Source organism: Hoeflea prorocentri, from assembly GCF_027944115.1.
In the GTDB taxonomy this organism is placed as follows: Bacteria; Pseudomonadota; Alphaproteobacteria; order Rhizobiales; family Rhizobiaceae; genus Hoeflea_A; species Hoeflea_A prorocentri.
In genome coordinates this window covers 2,567,802-2,582,982 of the sequence record NZ_JAPJZI010000001.1, presented here as the reverse complement: position 1 = coordinate 2,582,982, position 15,181 = coordinate 2,567,802, and the positions used below count along the sequence as shown (strand labels likewise).

Genomic DNA, 15,181 nt, shown 5'->3' with positions numbered 1-15,181 from the left:
TCTTGGCAGACAGGACATGCCGAAGACTGGCATTCACCCAATGGAACAAAGATGCGGCTGACCTCCGATCTTTGGGTGAAGGCGCTTGTAAGGCAAGTCTTCAGCAAGGGAGAATTTGCCGTTGTTGAGCGACATGGCTCGCCCGAGGCCGGGGCGATATTTGTCCGTATCCTGGGCCGTGATGGTCAGCAGGCCTTGCTGGCTCCTGCACCGCAGGCCATCTTCGATACGGCCAAGCCGGTTGATCGCACGTTTGAAACGCGCCTCGAAAACTGTCCGGGGTCTGAGATTGACACGATCCTGGCGCGGGAAAGGGACTTCGATCCGGATTTCTGGGTGGTCGAGATAGAAACCGAAAACCCGCAGGACTACCTTACACTCATGCCTGCTTGAGGGTCTTCGATCCGTGGTCCGGTCGATTGGTTCGGTGAACGCGCTCATTATCGCGTGGGCGCCTCGTTGAGGCTTCGGTTTGCGGCTGATATCCGAACCCGCTTCCCGATGAAACGTCGTTGGCGCGCGCCCAGGCCCGTACACGTTCGTCGCTGTCATCGCGATCGACTGAATGAAGCAGGAGCTCCGCATACTGGACGCCGCCAGACGTCCTTTGAAGCAGCGGGAAAAGGCCGATAAGAGTGCGGACGATCTCCGCCTCGTTCATGCCGACGGCATAGAGCGCCATGGTCAACTGGCGGCCGGAAACATCAAGCATGATCCGTTCGGCAAGCGAAACATCGGAGGACAGGGACCGGGCAAGCAGTTTGTTGAACAGCAGGGGCCTTCCGGCCTCGGCGGCTTCAACGAGCCTTGCATTGTCCGGGCGGCCGATTTCCTGTTGCACGGGCCGTGGCTCCTGGCGCGCCGCGCCGCGCCGCAATGCCATGTCCTTGATGCGGGTCCGGAGCTGTTCCTCATTGTCGTGTTTTTTTGCTTCGTCAGCTTCAAGGAGCGCAACACCGCTTCCGCGTTCGGATTCATCTCTCAGCCGCAGCGCCTCGGCAACGGTTTCATTGTCCAGCGCATTAAGTGCCTCAACAACTGTCGGCGACAGTGTTTCGCGCCTGGCAATCGCCCGTGCATGATCTTGTCCATGACGCGTGATCGTCTGCAGCAAAACCTGAGCGGTGAGGCACGGGCTGAGAGCAAGGAACGGTGCGCAAATGTGGATAGGCTGATCGGCCACGGTGAGGATAACATCCTGCGGCAGCTGCTTCAGACGCGAAAGAGAGGCGGCCGCGGTTCTGCGCGTGTCGTCCCTTGTCAGTTCGAAAAGACCGGAAAACAGATTTGAGAATTGCCGCATGTCTTGCGACGTTGGGTGCTTGAGCGCCTCAAATCCGGCAATCGCCGCAAGCAAGGCTGCGTCCTTACGACCGGTACGCCCGGCTCTTTCAAGGTCGCGGAAACGATCCAACTAACTTCACCCACACTACGCAAAACTCTGTGTTGTCTCAAAGTAGAACCAAATCTTTAGCAAACTGTTAACTATCGAGGGGGTCTAATCCGGATATTGCATTCGGGTTCGATCCTTAAGGATGCGATAGGCTTGGCGGCCTTTGTAATGCGCATGCACCGGTATGGAGTTGTGTTTGATGCTTTTAACGCGAATGGGGAACGCATAGCTGCGCAGCTTGTCGTTCCCGGCAAAGGGACGATGAAACCATGGCAGACATTATTCAACTGAACTCAAGAATGACGCCGCGGCGGCCCCGCCGTCCACGCAATTACGTGCGCCATGAAAGCGCAACCGTATTGATGTTTACCGGCGTTCGCTATGAGACCAAGCAGGGCAGCAAAGGCTTGCCGGTGAAACAATCGCGTCGCGGCAAGGCCTGACCGCGCTGCGAATCGGCTAACGCAACCGGTCACAATTACAGGGCGTCGGCAGGCTGACAGGACGCGCTGCCGAGAAACTCCCGCACGATAAGCTCCCAGCTTGCATCAGGCTGGACGGTGCGAAGGACTAGGTAACCCGTGGTTCCTGGAAATTCGATCAACACGGATTCCGCCAGTGATTCCGGCAGGCTTTTTCTAAAATTGATCATTTGCAGCGGCGTGACAATGGCGACGTCCAGCTTCCTCTCGGTCGCCGTACGGTCATTCATACTGTAGATTTCGTTGGTGCCCGGATCGAAGATCGACAGAGACCAATAGTAGGCAAGGCCGGATGCCGTCACGCGCACCGGTTGCTTATCGATATCGAACCGGCAAACGGCTGTCCGTATGAACGGGTTGGCCGAGACCAGCCCGTCGGGTTTGTTCTGCGGCAGGATGTGGAAGAAGTCGGTTGGCCCGAGCGCGTTGATCTTTGTCCAGGCGTCGCGGTCCGCATAAGCAGGCAGCGCAAGAATGATGATGATGTGCAACAGAGCTGCACCGGCGATGCCGGAAAGCACGATGTAGAGGATCCTACCCATCGCGGCACTCCCCGGCGACGATCTGCGGCATCTGCAGCTCGATCAATCGCGAACTGCCCGCCGTCGGCGTATCGAAGAGTGTAAGAACAAGTTTGAACGGTTGATCCTGACCGTCGAGGGCAAGCCAGTTGCCGGACCGGGGCAGGGTGCTTGCGGTGATCTCAAACGTGCCGTTTTGCTGCTTGAGGACATTTTGCGAGTGATAGGCCGCCGGAAAGACCTGATCGACAGGCAGCAGGCTGTCGTCATTATCAGTGACGTGCAGGGTCCAGAATCGGGCCGGCGGCGTCTGACCTTGGATCGTGTAGTCGCAGCCGGTCTGCAGCCTCGCCCCGCTGCTGTCGGCGCCGGCGATGAACACCAGGCCTTCCGCGCCGCCGAGAAGAAGTCGTCCGGCGCGGGCGCGATGGGCCTTGGCGTAAGGATCAGCCTTTTCGGTTTGCGCATGGGGCCAGGCTTTCCAGGGGCCGAGTGAGATCGAGCCGAAGCCGACCGTCGCCTTCAACGCATAGGCCGCGCTCAGCATCGCCCCGCCAAAGGCTATGACAAATATGGCTGCAATGGTCGCAGGGACGCGGAACAAGGGATCTTTACCTCAGCACATGGTCGTACCGGCTGCCAGACATAGCAGTTGGAGATCGTTTTCGCCAAACCTGTTTTTAGAGCTTATTCAACCACCGCCGGCCGGTCGCCCGGATTATAGGCAACGGACCGTTCCGGCTTGAGTGTGACGGGCGGCGCATTGGCAAAAGCGTCGGCCAATTCCCGCAAAAGACGTGTCGCATCGCGCGAAAGCACACGCGGGCGCAAGATGGGCTCGCCCCCTTCGCCGACAAGTTCACTGGCGGCAACCAGCCGGTCTTCCGCATCCTCGTCGGCATCCGGATCGTCAATTCCGGGGATAGGCCGCAACTCCACGCCCTGATGGGCAAAGGTCATCAATTGCTTGAAGGTCATGGCGGGCAGGGAGCCGCCGGTCATGCGCGCCGAAGACGTGTAGTCGTCATTCCCGAACCAGACCGCGGCCGTGTAATTGCCGGTAAAGCCGACAAACCAGCCGTCGCGGTAGGCCTGGGTCGTGCCGGTCTTTCCGCCCGTCTTGATGCCATCGAGCTTGGCGCGGCGGCCCGTTCCCCACTCAGGTATCTGGGTCAGGATCGTATTCATCGAGCGGACAGTTTCTTCGTCGAGAAGCTGTTTGCGTTCCGGTGCATCGCGCCGATGGTCGTAAAGCACCTTGCCGGAGTAGTTCATGATCTGTGTGATGCCGTGCCGCTGCGATGACAACCCGCCCGCCGGGAACACGGAATAGGCTGTCGCCATGTCCATGACGGTCACTTCCGAAGTGCCGAGCGGCATGGTCTTGTCGGTGCGCACCGGCGTTTCAACGCCGAGCCTTTGTGCCATCTCGGCGATTTTCTCGGTGCCAAGGTGATCGCGCGCAAGGCGAACCGGAACCGTGTTGATCGATTTGACCAGCGCGCGGGTCAGGTCGATGCGCCCGGCATATCCGCGCGTATAGTTGCGTGGTGACCATCCGCGCCATGTGATTGGTGCATCGCGGATGCCGGTCTCCGGTGTGAAGCCGTTTTCCATCGCCGTGGTGTAGACATAAACCTTGAAAGACGAACCGGGCTGGCGCAGCGCCCGTGTCGCCCGGTTGAACTGGCTTTCCCCGTAGTCCCGGCCGCCGACCATGGCCCGTACGGCACCGCCGTTTTCAATCAGCACAAGCGCGCCTTGTTGTACCCGGTAACGCTTGCCATATTGTCTGAGACCCGTTTCCACCGCCTCTTCTGCAGCCCGTTGCAAGCCGTTGTCGATGGTCGTGCGCACGATGAGCGAGTGCTCCGGATATCCGGCCGCTATGCGCCGGACCTCTTCAAAGGCCCAATCGAGAAAATAATCCGGTGTTTCCTGATCTCCCCGGTCGACGACATCGGCTGGATTGCGTCGCGCGCCGATGACCTGACCCTCGGTCATGAGCTGGCCCTGCACCAGATTGGTCAAAACCTCGTTGGCCCGTCCGCGTGCTGCCGGCAGGTTGATATGGGGGGCAAAGCGGGCAGGGGCCTTGAACAGCCCGGCGAGCATGGCCGACTCGGCCAGTGTGACATCGGTGATGTCCTTGCCGAAGTAGAACTGCGACGCCGCGGCGATCCCGAACGTGCCGCCGCCCATATAGGCGCGGTCGAGGTAAAGCCGCAGGATTTCGTTTTTTGTAAGGTTTGCCTCCAGCCAAAACGCCAGGAACGCTTCCTTGATCTTGCGTTGAATGGTGCGCTCATTGGTCAGGAACAGGTTCTTGGCAAGCTGCTGCGTGATGGTCGAACCACCTTGAACAACTGAGTTCGCCCGCACATTCTCCGTCATGGCGCGCACGAGGCCGAAGAGGTCGATACCGAAATGCTCGAAAAAACGCCGATCTTCCGTCGCCAGAACCGATTTCACCAGATGGTCCGGCAGTTCGTCGATCGGCACCGAATCCTCGTGGATAATGCCCCGGTGGCCGATTTCATTGCCGTAACGGTCTAGGAACGTCACCGCGAAATCGTCCTGCTCGCGCCAGTTTCCGTAGGTTTCTTCGAAAGCAGGCAAGGCAAGGGCGAGAAGGAGTACCGCGCCCGCTGTTCCAAGCGTCATGGATTCGCCGATCGCTTCGAAGAAGGCGCGTTTATAACCTCTCACATGAAAGCGGCGGAAGAAGATATTGATTTCTTCCCACTTTTCGCCAAGCCCGGATCCGGCGGACCAGAGAGAGGAATCAATCCAGGAATCCAGGCGCAGGAAAAGATGCCGTCTTTTTTTGGGTCGCTGATCCTGACTGAATGGGTCCTGCAACTTCCTGTTCCCGTCTATTGACTAGCCGCTCCGCGACGTTCAAAACGCCCCGGCTCGCAAAGGTTCCGTTCTGGCCGCGCACCCTCTCGCCTTATGCCATACTAGAGCATGAGAGCAAGCCGTGCAGCAAAAACCGTATGTCATCGTTACCGCGCAGGCCGCACATGGAGTTCACATGGCCGACAGCCCGTTCTGGAAGACCACCCGGCTCGAAGATATGAGCAAAGCAGAGTGGGAAAGCCTGTGTGACGGCTGCGGGCGGTGCTGTCTTAACAAGCTGGAGGACTGGGATACCGGCGAGATCGCCTGGACCGATGTCGCCTGCCGTTTGCTCGATCCTGAAACCTGCCGGTGTTCGGACTATGCGAACCGGCAGGAGGAAGTGCCCGAATGCATCAGCCTGACCCCGCAATCTGTCCGCAGCCTGACCTGGCTACCGCCGACCTGCGGCTACCGCCTGATTGCCGAAGGCAGGGATCTCTACTGGTGGCACCCGCTCGTATCGGGCGATCCCGAAACCGTCCATGAAGCCGGCATTTCCGTGCGCGGCCGGACCGTCCCCGAAGCCGGCCTCGAGCCGGAAGACTTCGAAGCGCGTATTGTTGAATGGCCGTTCGAACCGGTGGAGAGTTGATCTAAGGACCGTTTGCGACACTCGGGTTCTTCTGATCAATCCCAATCTACGGGTGAAAGTGATCGCGAATGTAGTAGCGTTACACCAGACAGGAGTAATCGGGCTGGTTTGTGACCAAAGCCACAGACATCGGCAGTCGCTTCTGCTTTCCGTTGGATGATCAAATTAGGCTTTGTTGAATCGTCAATCACATGAATGATCTTGTAAGCTCGCTAGCAAACAACCTTCAATTAATGCGCCGTCTTGGGGCGGGAACCGTGCTGCTTCTGATCGTTTACGTCAGCTATTTTCCGCTGAAATCATTTGAGTGGTTTCTTCAAAATGCTGAGAAGATAGATGTCCTGTCGATATACTTGTCGTTCTTTTTTTTATTGATCGTATATTTTACTGGAACCGTGATTGAGTATGCCGGCACCAAAATTATACAATCATTTTCCATCGTAGTTGCAGCGTCAGTATTTAAGCCAATCGATATGCTTAAGTGGATGCCATATCCGCTAAAGGCTGTCTTTGTCGTTTTTTGGTGGGGCTTGGTAGGTCCATTCGCAATTGTCTATTACCTGGTATTATTCGCCATCGGGCGGACCATTTACAGATATGACCTCGATGTTTTTTTGGATTCTGCATCCAAACCAAAATTGAATGGCATGCGAGATTCAATTGTCGCTGGCTTACAACAACCCAACAGTGTCCACGCTTTTCATGCACAGGAATTCGTTGTGCAAAATACCGGTTCCATGCAGCCGTCTTTGGAAAAGTACATTCAACGATCCGATGATCTTTCGGCACTGTTCTCCGCGTTTTTTTTCGGTGCCTTAATAAGTACCCCCATCCTGTTCGGATATTTGCCCGCTGAAGTGCCTGGTGACACCTCGGTTGTAGGAATTATCAAAAACTACCCGTTGTGGCTTGTACTTGCATGTTTCATTTCATTTTCTCTGTATTCGGTTGCTTATGTTCACATACAAAGAAACATAAAAATCTCTGCGATAGAATTTTATACAACCAATAGCGTGAAAGTGGGTGAGTACCAATCGGAGGTGCCTGTTTTTCGGCATCGATATAGTAAGTCCGGTAGATTCCTGGGGTTGCTGTTTATCCTGTTGTTTCTGTTTGGTTTTGTTTGGGGGTTTTTGATTTTTAACCTCACATATTCGGCGGATTTGATCCAATCTAGCTTGTTCAAGCCGATTTTGTTGGAACCCCAGAGCACTATTCGGTCGTTTGTATCCGATTTCGGACTATCGCCTTATCTATGGAGGTTTTATTGGGGATTCAGCTATACGATAGGCATCATCACCTACTGTTATGTGTTTGACCCTTTTCGCTCTGATATCGCCGACAGGCGATGGAAACTGGCCATTGGCAGCGGTTTGGCGTTTGCCATTGGATATGTTCCGGCGTCATGTTTTGTTGTGTTCCTCTCCAGAAACATCAGCCTGTCTTTATTTGACGCCTATGACCTTTGGGATTCTCTGCGGTGGGCCGCGCAGATAACTGCTGGTTTCATTTCTCTAAGCTATTGGCTTAGCAGAAACAGCAAGACCTTTCCGACGGGAACGGCTTTGCTGACCAGGTCTATTGTGATCATTGCAGTGGTTCTGTTCTTTGCGTCCGCAGCCGGGACAGCGATAGGCTTGTTCGCTATCGAAATCATTGATCTCAGACCATTCTGGGACTTTCAGAAGTACTTTCAAAACTTGGGTGAGTTGGTTGGTGTGATATTGGTGCTCGTGTTCCTTTATGGACGTCGTTACCTCAGCTCACCATCCAGGGTACGGTTCACATTAAGCGCGGTCGGCTTGTTTGCCTTGGCTTCTTGGCTAACGTCCTCGGGCTTTGGCTGGTCCTTTGGGAGTGATTCGACCGACGGCTTGAATTACTATTTCGAAAACGGTTTCTCTATTGGACTCGGCAATCAAATCAATCAGGCGCTCTTGCTGCTGATTACTGCGGAGATCGTGACTGGAATGCTCAAACGGACTGTTTACGCAACGTCGTACAAGCGGTCTGCAGAACTCGATGATCGAGAATCTTCCGCGTAACAGTCTTCCATGAGCGCAGCACCGAGCCCGCAAAGGCAAGGCCATACCCGCCCGCCACTATTTCCCTGAACGGTCCATTCATCTTTAGTTCAGCAAGGCCCGTGTAGATATTAACGACAAGATCATTCTGTCGGCCTGTCGCATGGACGAAACTGCCGGCGCGCATATATGTTGGTCGGGTTTTTCCGATCATTTGGAAGGGGTAGCGGCCAAAAGCCGCGTGAAGGCGATGATGAACGGATACTGGAAATTGTTGACGCTGACGCTGGTGGCCGTGTCGTTCATGGCGCTGGATTTCAGCGAAGCTGCAGCGCAAAATGCCGATTGCTCGGCCGCCGTTCAGCGCGTGCTTCAGCAGACCAACGGTGAATTGCTGTCGGTGCAGGTTGCGAATAATGGCGGCCAGCCGGTATGTAAGATAACGGTGCTCGCCAGCGATTCGAGCGGCAAGAGGCGGCGCAAGATGACCGTCAACGCCAGACCCTGACGCCGGCAGCTGAGAACGGACGGGGCAAAAGGCCATGCGAATACTGGTTGTCGAAGACGACAAGGACCTGAACCGCCAGCTTTGCGAGGCCCTTGAAGAGGCCGGCTACGTGGTCGACAAGGCCTTTGATGGCTCGGAAGGCCATTTTCTCGGGGATACCGAACCCTATGACACGGTGATTCTCGATATCGGCTTGCCGGAAATGGACGGTATCACAGTACTTGAGGAGTGGCGTGCCGCCGGACGCGCCATGCCGGTGCTGATCCTGACGGCCCGTGACCGCTGGAGCGACAAGGTGGCCGGTATCGATGCAGGCGCGGACGATTATGTCGCCAAACCCTTTCATGTCGAGGAAGTCCTGGCGCGGGTAAGGGCGCTGATACGCCGTGCAGCCGGCCATTCATCTTCGGAAATCATCTGCGGACCGGTGCGGCTCGACACGCGCGGCGCCAAGGCAACCGTTGACGGCTCGACACTCAAGCTGACATCGCACGAGTTCCGCCTCTTGTCCTATCTGCTTCACCACCAGGGCGAGGTTGTCTCCCGAACCGAGCTTGTCGAACATATGTACGATCAGGATTTCGACCGTGATTCCAATACGATCGAGGTGTTTGTCGGCCGCTTGCGCAAGAAGATCGGCGTTGACATGATCGAGACCATCCGCGGGCTGGGATACCGGATTCAGGCCCCGGACGATGGAAGCTGATATCCGCAAGCCGCGTTCGCTTGCCGCGCGGGTTCTGACCATTGCAACCGTCTGGGCGGTCATAGCGCTCTTTGTCATCGGTATTTTAATCCTGACCCTTTACCGCAACGGCGCCGAGCGCGGGTTCAGCGACCTGCTGCGCGCGCAGCTCTACAATGTCATCAACTCCATTTCCCTCAATGCCGCCGGCCGGCTGGATGGCACGCCGCAACTGGGCGATCTGCGCTTCAGCCAACCCGGAAGCGGCTGGTACTGGATTGTCGATATAGTCGGACAAGGGCAGGCGGGCCGCCTCGATTCCGTATCGCTGGGCGACCGGACGATTTCTGTTGTGAGCGCCGACACCGTGCCGTTCAATGACCGTTTTGAGCGCGTCTATCCATCTGAGGACAGCACCGGAGAGCAGGTGCTTGTGGCCGAGACGGAAGTGCTTCTGGGCGACAATGGGGAGATCGCACGGTTTCGCGTCACCGGAAGCATGGACGATCTGAACGCGGATGTCGGCGCATTCTCGCGCCAGCTCATTTTATTTCTGGTGGTCTTCGGGGTCGGCAGCCTCCTGGTCAATGCCATCGCAATTCTCTTCGGCCTTCGCCCCCTCGACCGGATTCGCCGCTCGCTTGAGGAAATCAGGGCCGGCAAGACCGAAGCGCTTGAGGGCAATTTCCCGCGTGAAATCGCGCCGCTGACCGGGGAAGTCAACGCGCTGATCGACAACAACCGGCGAATCATCGAACGGGCGCGCATGCAGGTCGGCAATCTGGCGCATTCGCTCAAGACACCGATAGCGGTGCTGCTCAACGAGAGCCGGTCCATGGCGCCTGATCAGGCCCGCCTTGTGAACGAGCAGGCAACGGCAATGCAGAACCAGGTCCAGCACTATCTCGACCGCGCCCGTATCGCTGCTCAACAGAACTCCGTTCTTGTACGCACGGACACGGCCAAAGTCCTGCCACGGTTGTTGCGCGTCATGGAGCGCCTCAATCCGGATATGCAGTTTGAACTTGTTGTGTCCGGCGATGTTCCAATGCTTGCAATGGAACAGCATGACGTTGAAGAAATCATGGGTAACCTCTTGGAAAACGCAGGAAAATGGGCATCGAACAAGGTCAGGGTCGTGGTGACGCCGGAGCCGGCGGCAAGCGGTGCCGATACACGGCCCATGCTTGTGATCAGCGTGGAGGATGACGGCCCTGGCATGCCGGACGACCAGCTTTCCGAAGCCATGAAACGCGGCCGCCGGCTCGATGAGAGCAAGCCGGGCACCGGGCTCGGACTGTCGATCATCAAGGAGATTTCCGAGGAATATAAGGGCTCGATCACTCTCGGCCGCAGTGAATTCGGCGGCTTGAAAGCAACAGTATCCTTGCCGGTTGCGGTTCGTTAATATTTGGGCCACATGATGGCAGCCAAAACGCTGCCACATTGCAGCCCTATCAGCAGGCTTATAAGGGGCCGAAGGGAGAAGGCGGGACGATGAGAGCCGGATATCTTGTAGTGCTTGCAGCGACATTGCTGGCTGTCACCGGGTGCACAGCCACCACCGGACAGCCTGGCTTGCTGAACTCGTTCGCGCCGCAATCCTCAGGTCAATCTTCCGTGATCGAAGCGCTTAATGGTGGCATTATCGATCCAGCTGTTTCGGCCCAGCTGACAGCTGATGATCGCAGGAAGGCGCTGGAGGCTGAATATCGGGCTCTGGAGGCTGCTCCGAGCGGACAGATCGTCGCATGGAAAGGCGCTCAGAAAGGCGTTTCAGGCGAAGTGTATGCAGCTCAGCCCTATGAGGTCGGATCCCAGAATTGCAGGCAATATGTGCATAAAATCACCCGCGACGGGCAGTCAACGACGACCCGTGGGACGGCCTGCCGAAGCGAAGACGGCAACTGGACTCCGCTTGTCTAATTCCCGGATTTACAATAGTTAAAAACTGATAACCGGTCGCCGGAATCGGCGGCCGTTTGGCATCTTTAAACAGGGTGTGACGACTAAGTCATCATGATGTTCTGGGTCCTGGCCGCCGTCTTGACCGTGGCCGCAACCGTCAGCTTGCTTCTTCCGCTTGCGCGTCTTGAAAAAAGGCGCGACGACAGGGAACACGACGCTGAGGTCTACCGTGATCAGTTGCGGGAAATCGATCGTGACATGGAAGCAGGTCTGATCGAGGCTGAAGAAGCCGACTATGCGCGTGCCGAGGTCGGACGCAGACTCCTCAAGGCGTCCAGCGAAAGCGACGAACCGGTCACCGAGCGTTCGCCGATGACGTCGATGGCTCGTTACGTCATCATCATCTTCCTGCCATTGATGGCCGTTGCCGGATATCTGGCGATCGGCAAGCCTGGGATGCCGTCGCAGCCTCTTGCCGGACGAATGGCGCCGGACGCTGAAGAAAGCGCCGACATGCAGGTCCTTGTCGCGCGTGCAGAAGCCCATCTTGCCGAAAATCCAGGCGATGGACGTGGTTGGGATGTGCTGGCGCCGATCTACATGAACCTTGGCCGCGTGCAGGAATCGGAAACGGCCTATCGCAATGCCATAAGGCTCCTGGGTTCGACCGGACCGAGGCAGGCCGGTCTCGGACAGGCGCTCTTTGCGCAATCAGGCGGCATCGTAACAGCCGACGTTCAGGCGGCATTTCAAGCCGCCGAGGAACATGAGCCGAACAACCCGCTGTCATCCTTTTTTCTGGCGCTCGGCCTGTCTCAGGAAGGCCGTTTTGAGGAGGCCAAAGCAGCCTTCGAGAAGCTTGCCGCGAATTCTCCCGCCGATGCGCCCTGGATGCCTCAGGTGCGGGCCCATCTGGCCGGCGTGGAGGCGAGCCTGGCCGCCAGCAATGCCCCGGGGCCGGACGAGGAAACCGTTGCCGCGGCGGCGGAACTCTCGCAGGATGAGCGCAGCGAGATGATCGCGGCTATGGTCGCCGGGCTTGATGAGCGTTTGAGACAGGAGCCGGACGATATCGAAGGGTGGCTCAGGCTCATACGCTCATACATGGTTTTGGGACAGACCGACCAGGCAAGTGATGCCCTCAGCCGTGCAATCGAGAATTTTGAGACCGGAACCGACGGCCGGCAGGCCTTGAACCGGACTGCTGAACAATTCGGACTATCGCCGCAAAAGGTGAAACAATGACACGCAAGCAAAAGAGATTGAGTATCATTGCCGCAGGTGTCGGTGTCATCGGCGCTGCCGTGCTTCTTGTTTTATTCGCCCTGCAGGAACAGATCGTCTATTTCCATTCGCCCACGGATGTTGCCGAAAAGACCGTAGAGCCCGGCACGCGGATCAGGCTGGGCGGGCTGGTGGCCGAGGCATCGGTTCAGCGCGGTCAGGGCACCTACGTTGAATTTGCTGTTACAGACACGGCAAACACCGTGCCGATAACCTATAATGGGATTCTGCCGGATCTTTTCCGGGAAGGGCAGGGCGTCGTGGTTGAAGGAGCTTTTCAGTCCGGTAATCCGACATTTGTCGCCGACACCGTCCTTGCCAAGCACGACGAGACATACATGCCCAAGGAGGTTGCCGAAAGCCTGAAGGCGCAAGGCGTGTGGAAGGGTGAAGGAGAGTAGCGGATCATGATTGTCGAGCTCGGCCACTATGCACTTGTCATGGCGCTCGCCATCGCGCTTTTGCAATCGGTTCTTCCGATCATAGGCTCCAGGCGCGGCGATGCGGCGCTGATGGCCGTCGCACCACCGGCAGCCGTGACATCCTTCGCGCTGGTCGCGCTGTCCTTCACCGCATTGACGATCTCCTATGTGACGTCCGATTTTTCGGTTCAGAACGTGTGGGAGAATTCCCATTCCCTAAAGCCGATGATCTACAAGATCTCCGGTGTTTGGGGGAACCACGAAGGCTCGATGCTGCTGTGGATCCTCATACTCGTCTTCTTCAGCGCCCTTGTTGCGTATTTTGGCGCCAATCTGCCGGCGGTTCTGAAGGCGAATGTGCTGGCGGTTCAGGGTTGGATCACCGCGTCGTTCCTGCTTTTCGTTCTCCTGACTTCGAACCCTTTCAACCGGCTGAATCCGGCGCCCATAGAGGGCCGCGATCTCAACCCGATCCTGCAGGATATCGGTCTCGCCATCCATCCGCCGCTGCTCTATCTCGGCTATGTCGGGTTTTCAGTCTGTTTCTCGTTTGCCGTCGCCGCTCTCATCGAGGGGCGTATCGATGCCGCCTGGGCACGCTGGGTGCGTCCCTGGACGCTTGCTGCATGGACCGCGCTGACTGCCGGTATCTCCATGGGGTCTTACTGGGCCTATTATGAACTCGGCTGGGGCGGCTGGTGGTTCTGGGACCCGGTCGAAAACGCCTCTTTCATGCCGTGGCTCGCGGGCACCGCGCTATTGCATTCCGCACTGGTGATGGAAAAGCGAGAAGCGCTGAAGATTTGGACCGTGCTGCTGGCGATCATGACGTTCTCGCTGTCACTGCTCGGTACCTTCCTCGTGCGTTCGGGCGTACTGACATCGGTGCACGCCTTTGCGACCGATCCGACACGCGGCGTCTTCATCCTGGCCATTCTCGTCATGTTCATAGGCGGAGCATTTGCACTCTTTGCCCTTCGCGCCCAGTCCCTGTCCCATGGCGGGCTGTTTGCCCCCATATCACGTGAAGGCGCGCTGGTTCTCAATAATCTTTTCCTGACGACGGCGACAGCGACTGTTCTCGTCGGCACGCTGTATCCGCTGGTGCTTGAGTCGATAACCGGGGACACGATCTCTGTTGGGCCGCCCTTCTTCAATCTCACCTTTGGACCGGTGATGGTGCCGCTGCTGCTGGCCGTGCCGTTCGGTCCGATGCTGGCATGGAAACGCGGTGATATCCTCGCCGTGACGCAGCGCCTCTATGCCGCCGCCGGGATAGCTCTTCTGACGGCGCTTGGCGTCATCTATTTTGCAACAGGCGCGCCCGTTCTGGCGGCATTGGGCATCGCCATCGGTGTCTGGCTGCTCGCCGGAAGCGTGACCGATCTTGCCTACCGCGCCGGCATAGGCCGCGTGACGGTTCCTGTATTCTGGCAGCGCCTGAAGGGTTTGCCCCGCTCGGCATTCGGCACGGCGCTGGCACATTTTGGTCTCGGCATTACGGTTATCGGTATCGTCGCCGTGACCGCGTTCTCGACCGAACTCGTTACCTCCATGAAAGCGGGAGACAAGGTTCAGAGCGGACCGTTCGAGCTCGAATTCCAGGGCCTCCAGCCGCATAACGGACCAAATTACACAGAATTGCAGGGTCGTTTTTCTGTTTCCCGGGATGGTGTTGCCTATGGCGAGGTCATGTCGGCCAAACGCGTCTACACCGCCAGGCAGATGCCGACGACCGAGGCGGGTATCATGACCACCGGGCCGAGCCAACTCTATGTTTCGCTTGGCGATGAAACGCCCGAAGGAACGTCGATCGTTCGGGTATGGTGGAAACCATGGGTCACATTTATCTGGTACGGAACCATATTCATGTCGATCGGCGGGATTGTTTCGCTTTTGGACCGTCGTCTGCGTATCGGCGCGCCGGTAGCGAGCAAGAAACGAAAGACAACCGCGGAGCAAAGCGCTTGAGCCGCGCCGCCGCCATATGGGGTGCGGTCCTGCTTGGGGCGTCGATATGGATGACGCCTGCATCGGCGGTCACGCCCGACGAGATACTGGACGATCCGGCGCTCGAGGAGCGCGCGCGCGATATCTCCGCCGGGTTGCGCTGCCTCGTGTGCCAGAATCAGTCCATCGACGAATCTGACGCCGAACTTGCCAAGGATTTGCGTGTTCTTGTGCGTCAGCGCCTGGTTGAAGGCGACAGCGATGACGAAGTTATTGGCTATGTCGTCTCGCGCTATGGCGAGTTTGTCCTGCTCAAGCCTCGCCTGTCGGTACAGACGGTACTGCTTTGGTCAACGCCGGCCATTGTCCTGCTTGGCGGCCTGGCGTACCTGTTCATGAATGCCGGGCGTGGCAAGACGGCATCCGGCGGCACGCTGCTATCCAAAGACGAGGAAGCCGATCTCAGGAAAGTTTTAAGTTCCCGTGATCACGAGACCTGATAGCCTTG

At 57.4% G+C, this 15,181-nt stretch carries 16 protein-coding genes; 12 read left to right on the top strand and 4 right to left on the bottom strand.

From position 1 onward, the window contains the following. Positions 1 to 51 precede the first annotated feature (51 nt). Positions 52 to 393 (top strand): DUF1491 family protein, encoded by a 342-nt coding sequence (locus tag OQ273_RS12100; protein WP_267990758.1) that lies wholly within the window; start codon positions 52 to 54, stop codon positions 391 to 393. Here OQ273_RS12100 and OQ273_RS12095 read toward each other — a convergent pair. Beyond that, positions 380 to 1,414 carry a DUF2336 domain-containing protein gene (locus OQ273_RS12095; RefSeq protein WP_267990757.1) on the bottom strand — a complete coding sequence of 345 codons (1,035 nt, stop codon included), beginning with the start codon at positions 1,412 to 1,414 and terminating at the stop codon, positions 380 to 382. The two genes, OQ273_RS12100 and OQ273_RS12095, sit on opposite strands and share 14 nt — an antisense overlap. Positions 1,415 to 1,662: 248 nt before the next feature. On the opposite strand from OQ273_RS12095, the gene OQ273_RS12090 reads away from it, so the two are divergent. After that, a complete protein-coding gene (locus OQ273_RS12090) occupies positions 1,663 to 1,836 on the top strand; it encodes a hypothetical protein (RefSeq protein ID WP_267990756.1) in 174 nt (57 codons plus the stop codon). A gap of 35 nt (positions 1,837 to 1,871) precedes the next feature. Here OQ273_RS12090 and OQ273_RS12085 read toward each other — a convergent pair whose 3' ends face one another. The 3 genes from OQ273_RS12085 to OQ273_RS12075 form a co-directional block, all read right to left on the bottom strand. Continuing rightward, the gene (locus OQ273_RS12085) at positions 1,872 to 2,417 is read right to left on the bottom strand and encodes a DUF1254 domain-containing protein (protein WP_267990755.1); all 546 of its coding nucleotides are present in this window, start codon (positions 2,415 to 2,417) and stop codon (positions 1,872 to 1,874) included. Further along, entirely contained in the window at positions 2,410 to 3,000 is a 591-nt protein-coding gene (locus OQ273_RS12080) for a DUF1214 domain-containing protein (protein WP_267990754.1), read from the bottom strand. The genes OQ273_RS12085 and OQ273_RS12080 overlap by 8 nt, the downstream gene beginning before the upstream one ends. Positions 3,001 to 3,083: 83 nt before the next feature. Then, a complete protein-coding gene (locus OQ273_RS12075; RefSeq protein WP_425493376.1) occupies positions 3,084 to 5,258 on the bottom strand; it encodes a transglycosylase domain-containing protein in 2,175 nt (724 codons plus the stop codon). Positions 5,259 to 5,433: 175 nt separating this feature from the next. Here OQ273_RS12075 and OQ273_RS12065 point away from each other — a divergent pair, with 175 nt between their 5' ends. The 10 genes from OQ273_RS12065 to OQ273_RS12020 all read left to right on the top strand — a co-directional run bounded on the left by OQ273_RS12065 (position 5,434) and on the right by OQ273_RS12020 (position 15,173). Continuing rightward, complete coding sequence (locus OQ273_RS12065) at positions 5,434 to 5,892, top strand: YcgN family cysteine cluster protein (RefSeq protein ID WP_267993087.1); 459 nt, start codon at positions 5,434 to 5,436, stop codon at positions 5,890 to 5,892. Between the two features lie 191 nt (positions 5,893 to 6,083). After that, positions 6,084 to 7,937 (top strand): hypothetical protein, encoded by a 1,854-nt coding sequence (locus OQ273_RS12060; protein ID WP_267990751.1) that lies wholly within the window; start codon positions 6,084 to 6,086, stop codon positions 7,935 to 7,937. Between the two features lie 142 nt (positions 7,938 to 8,079). Then, on the top strand, positions 8,080 to 8,424 hold the full coding sequence (locus OQ273_RS12055) for a hypothetical protein (protein WP_267990750.1): 345 nt from the start codon (positions 8,080 to 8,082) through the stop codon (positions 8,422 to 8,424). A gap of 34 nt (positions 8,425 to 8,458) precedes the next feature. Continuing rightward, positions 8,459 to 9,130, top strand: coding sequence for a response regulator transcription factor (locus OQ273_RS12050; protein ID WP_267990749.1), 672 nt, complete (start codon positions 8,459 to 8,461; stop codon positions 9,128 to 9,130). Beyond that, positions 9,120 to 10,517: an ATP-binding protein gene (locus tag OQ273_RS12045; RefSeq protein ID WP_267990748.1), complete on the top strand. Its 1,398-nt coding sequence runs from the start codon at positions 9,120 to 9,122 to the stop codon at positions 10,515 to 10,517. Before OQ273_RS12050 ends, OQ273_RS12045 begins: the two co-directional genes overlap by 11 nt. Before the next feature lie 89 nt (positions 10,518 to 10,606). Next, positions 10,607 to 11,035 (top strand): hypothetical protein, encoded by a 429-nt coding sequence (locus OQ273_RS12040; protein WP_267990747.1) that lies wholly within the window; start codon positions 10,607 to 10,609, stop codon positions 11,033 to 11,035. Positions 11,036 to 11,128: 93 nt separating this feature from the next. After that, entirely contained in the window at positions 11,129 to 12,262 is a 1,134-nt protein-coding gene (gene ccmI / locus OQ273_RS12035) for a c-type cytochrome biogenesis protein CcmI (protein WP_267990746.1), read from the top strand. Then, positions 12,259 to 12,702, top strand: coding sequence for a cytochrome c maturation protein CcmE (ccmE, locus tag OQ273_RS12030; protein WP_267990745.1), 444 nt, complete (start codon positions 12,259 to 12,261; stop codon positions 12,700 to 12,702). Before ccmI ends, ccmE begins: the two co-directional genes overlap by 4 nt. A gap of 6 nt (positions 12,703 to 12,708) precedes the next feature. Continuing rightward, entirely contained in the window at positions 12,709 to 14,694 is a 1,986-nt protein-coding gene (locus OQ273_RS12025) for a heme lyase CcmF/NrfE family subunit (RefSeq protein ID WP_267990744.1), read from the top strand. Positions 14,695 to 14,744: 50 nt separating this feature from the next. Next, positions 14,745 to 15,173 (top strand): cytochrome c-type biogenesis protein, encoded by a 429-nt coding sequence (locus OQ273_RS12020; protein WP_267993086.1) that lies wholly within the window; start codon positions 14,745 to 14,747, stop codon positions 15,171 to 15,173. The last annotated feature ends 8 nt before the right edge of the window (positions 15,174 to 15,181 follow it).

What these genes read in the sequence shown, in the direction of transcription:
- OQ273_RS12055 (WP_267990750.1), top strand. Translation starts at nt 8,080, where the DNA reads ATGGACGAAACTGCCGGCGCGCATATATGTTGGTCGGGTTTTTCCGAT.
- OQ273_RS12040 (WP_267990747.1), top strand. Translation starts at nt 10,607, where the DNA reads ATGAGAGCCGGATATCTTGTAGTGCTTGCAGCGACATTGCTGGCTGTC.
- OQ273_RS12060 (WP_267990751.1), top strand. Translation starts at nt 6,084, where the DNA reads ATGAATGATCTTGTAAGCTCGCTAGCAAACAACCTTCAATTAATGCGC.
- OQ273_RS12085 (WP_267990755.1), bottom strand. Translation starts at nt 2,417, where the DNA reads ATGGGTAGGATCCTCTACATCGTGCTTTCCGGCATCGCCGGTGCAGCT.
- OQ273_RS12050 (WP_267990749.1), top strand. Translation starts at nt 8,459, where the DNA reads ATGCGAATACTGGTTGTCGAAGACGACAAGGACCTGAACCGCCAGCTT.
- OQ273_RS12045 (WP_267990748.1), top strand. Translation starts at nt 9,120, where the DNA reads ATGGAAGCTGATATCCGCAAGCCGCGTTCGCTTGCCGCGCGGGTTCTG.
- OQ273_RS12065 (WP_267993087.1), top strand. Translation starts at nt 5,434, where the DNA reads ATGGCCGACAGCCCGTTCTGGAAGACCACCCGGCTCGAAGATATGAGC.
- OQ273_RS12025 (WP_267990744.1), top strand. Translation starts at nt 12,709, where the DNA reads ATGATTGTCGAGCTCGGCCACTATGCACTTGTCATGGCGCTCGCCATC.
- ccmE (WP_267990745.1), top strand. Translation starts at nt 12,259, where the DNA reads ATGACACGCAAGCAAAAGAGATTGAGTATCATTGCCGCAGGTGTCGGT.
- OQ273_RS12020 (WP_267993086.1), top strand. Translation starts at nt 14,745, where the DNA reads ATGACGCCTGCATCGGCGGTCACGCCCGACGAGATACTGGACGATCCG.
- OQ273_RS12100 (WP_267990758.1), top strand. Translation starts at nt 52, where the DNA reads ATGCGGCTGACCTCCGATCTTTGGGTGAAGGCGCTTGTAAGGCAAGTC.
- OQ273_RS12090 (WP_267990756.1), top strand. Translation starts at nt 1,663, where the DNA reads ATGGCAGACATTATTCAACTGAACTCAAGAATGACGCCGCGGCGGCCC.
- ccmI (WP_267990746.1), top strand. Translation starts at nt 11,129, where the DNA reads ATGATGTTCTGGGTCCTGGCCGCCGTCTTGACCGTGGCCGCAACCGTC.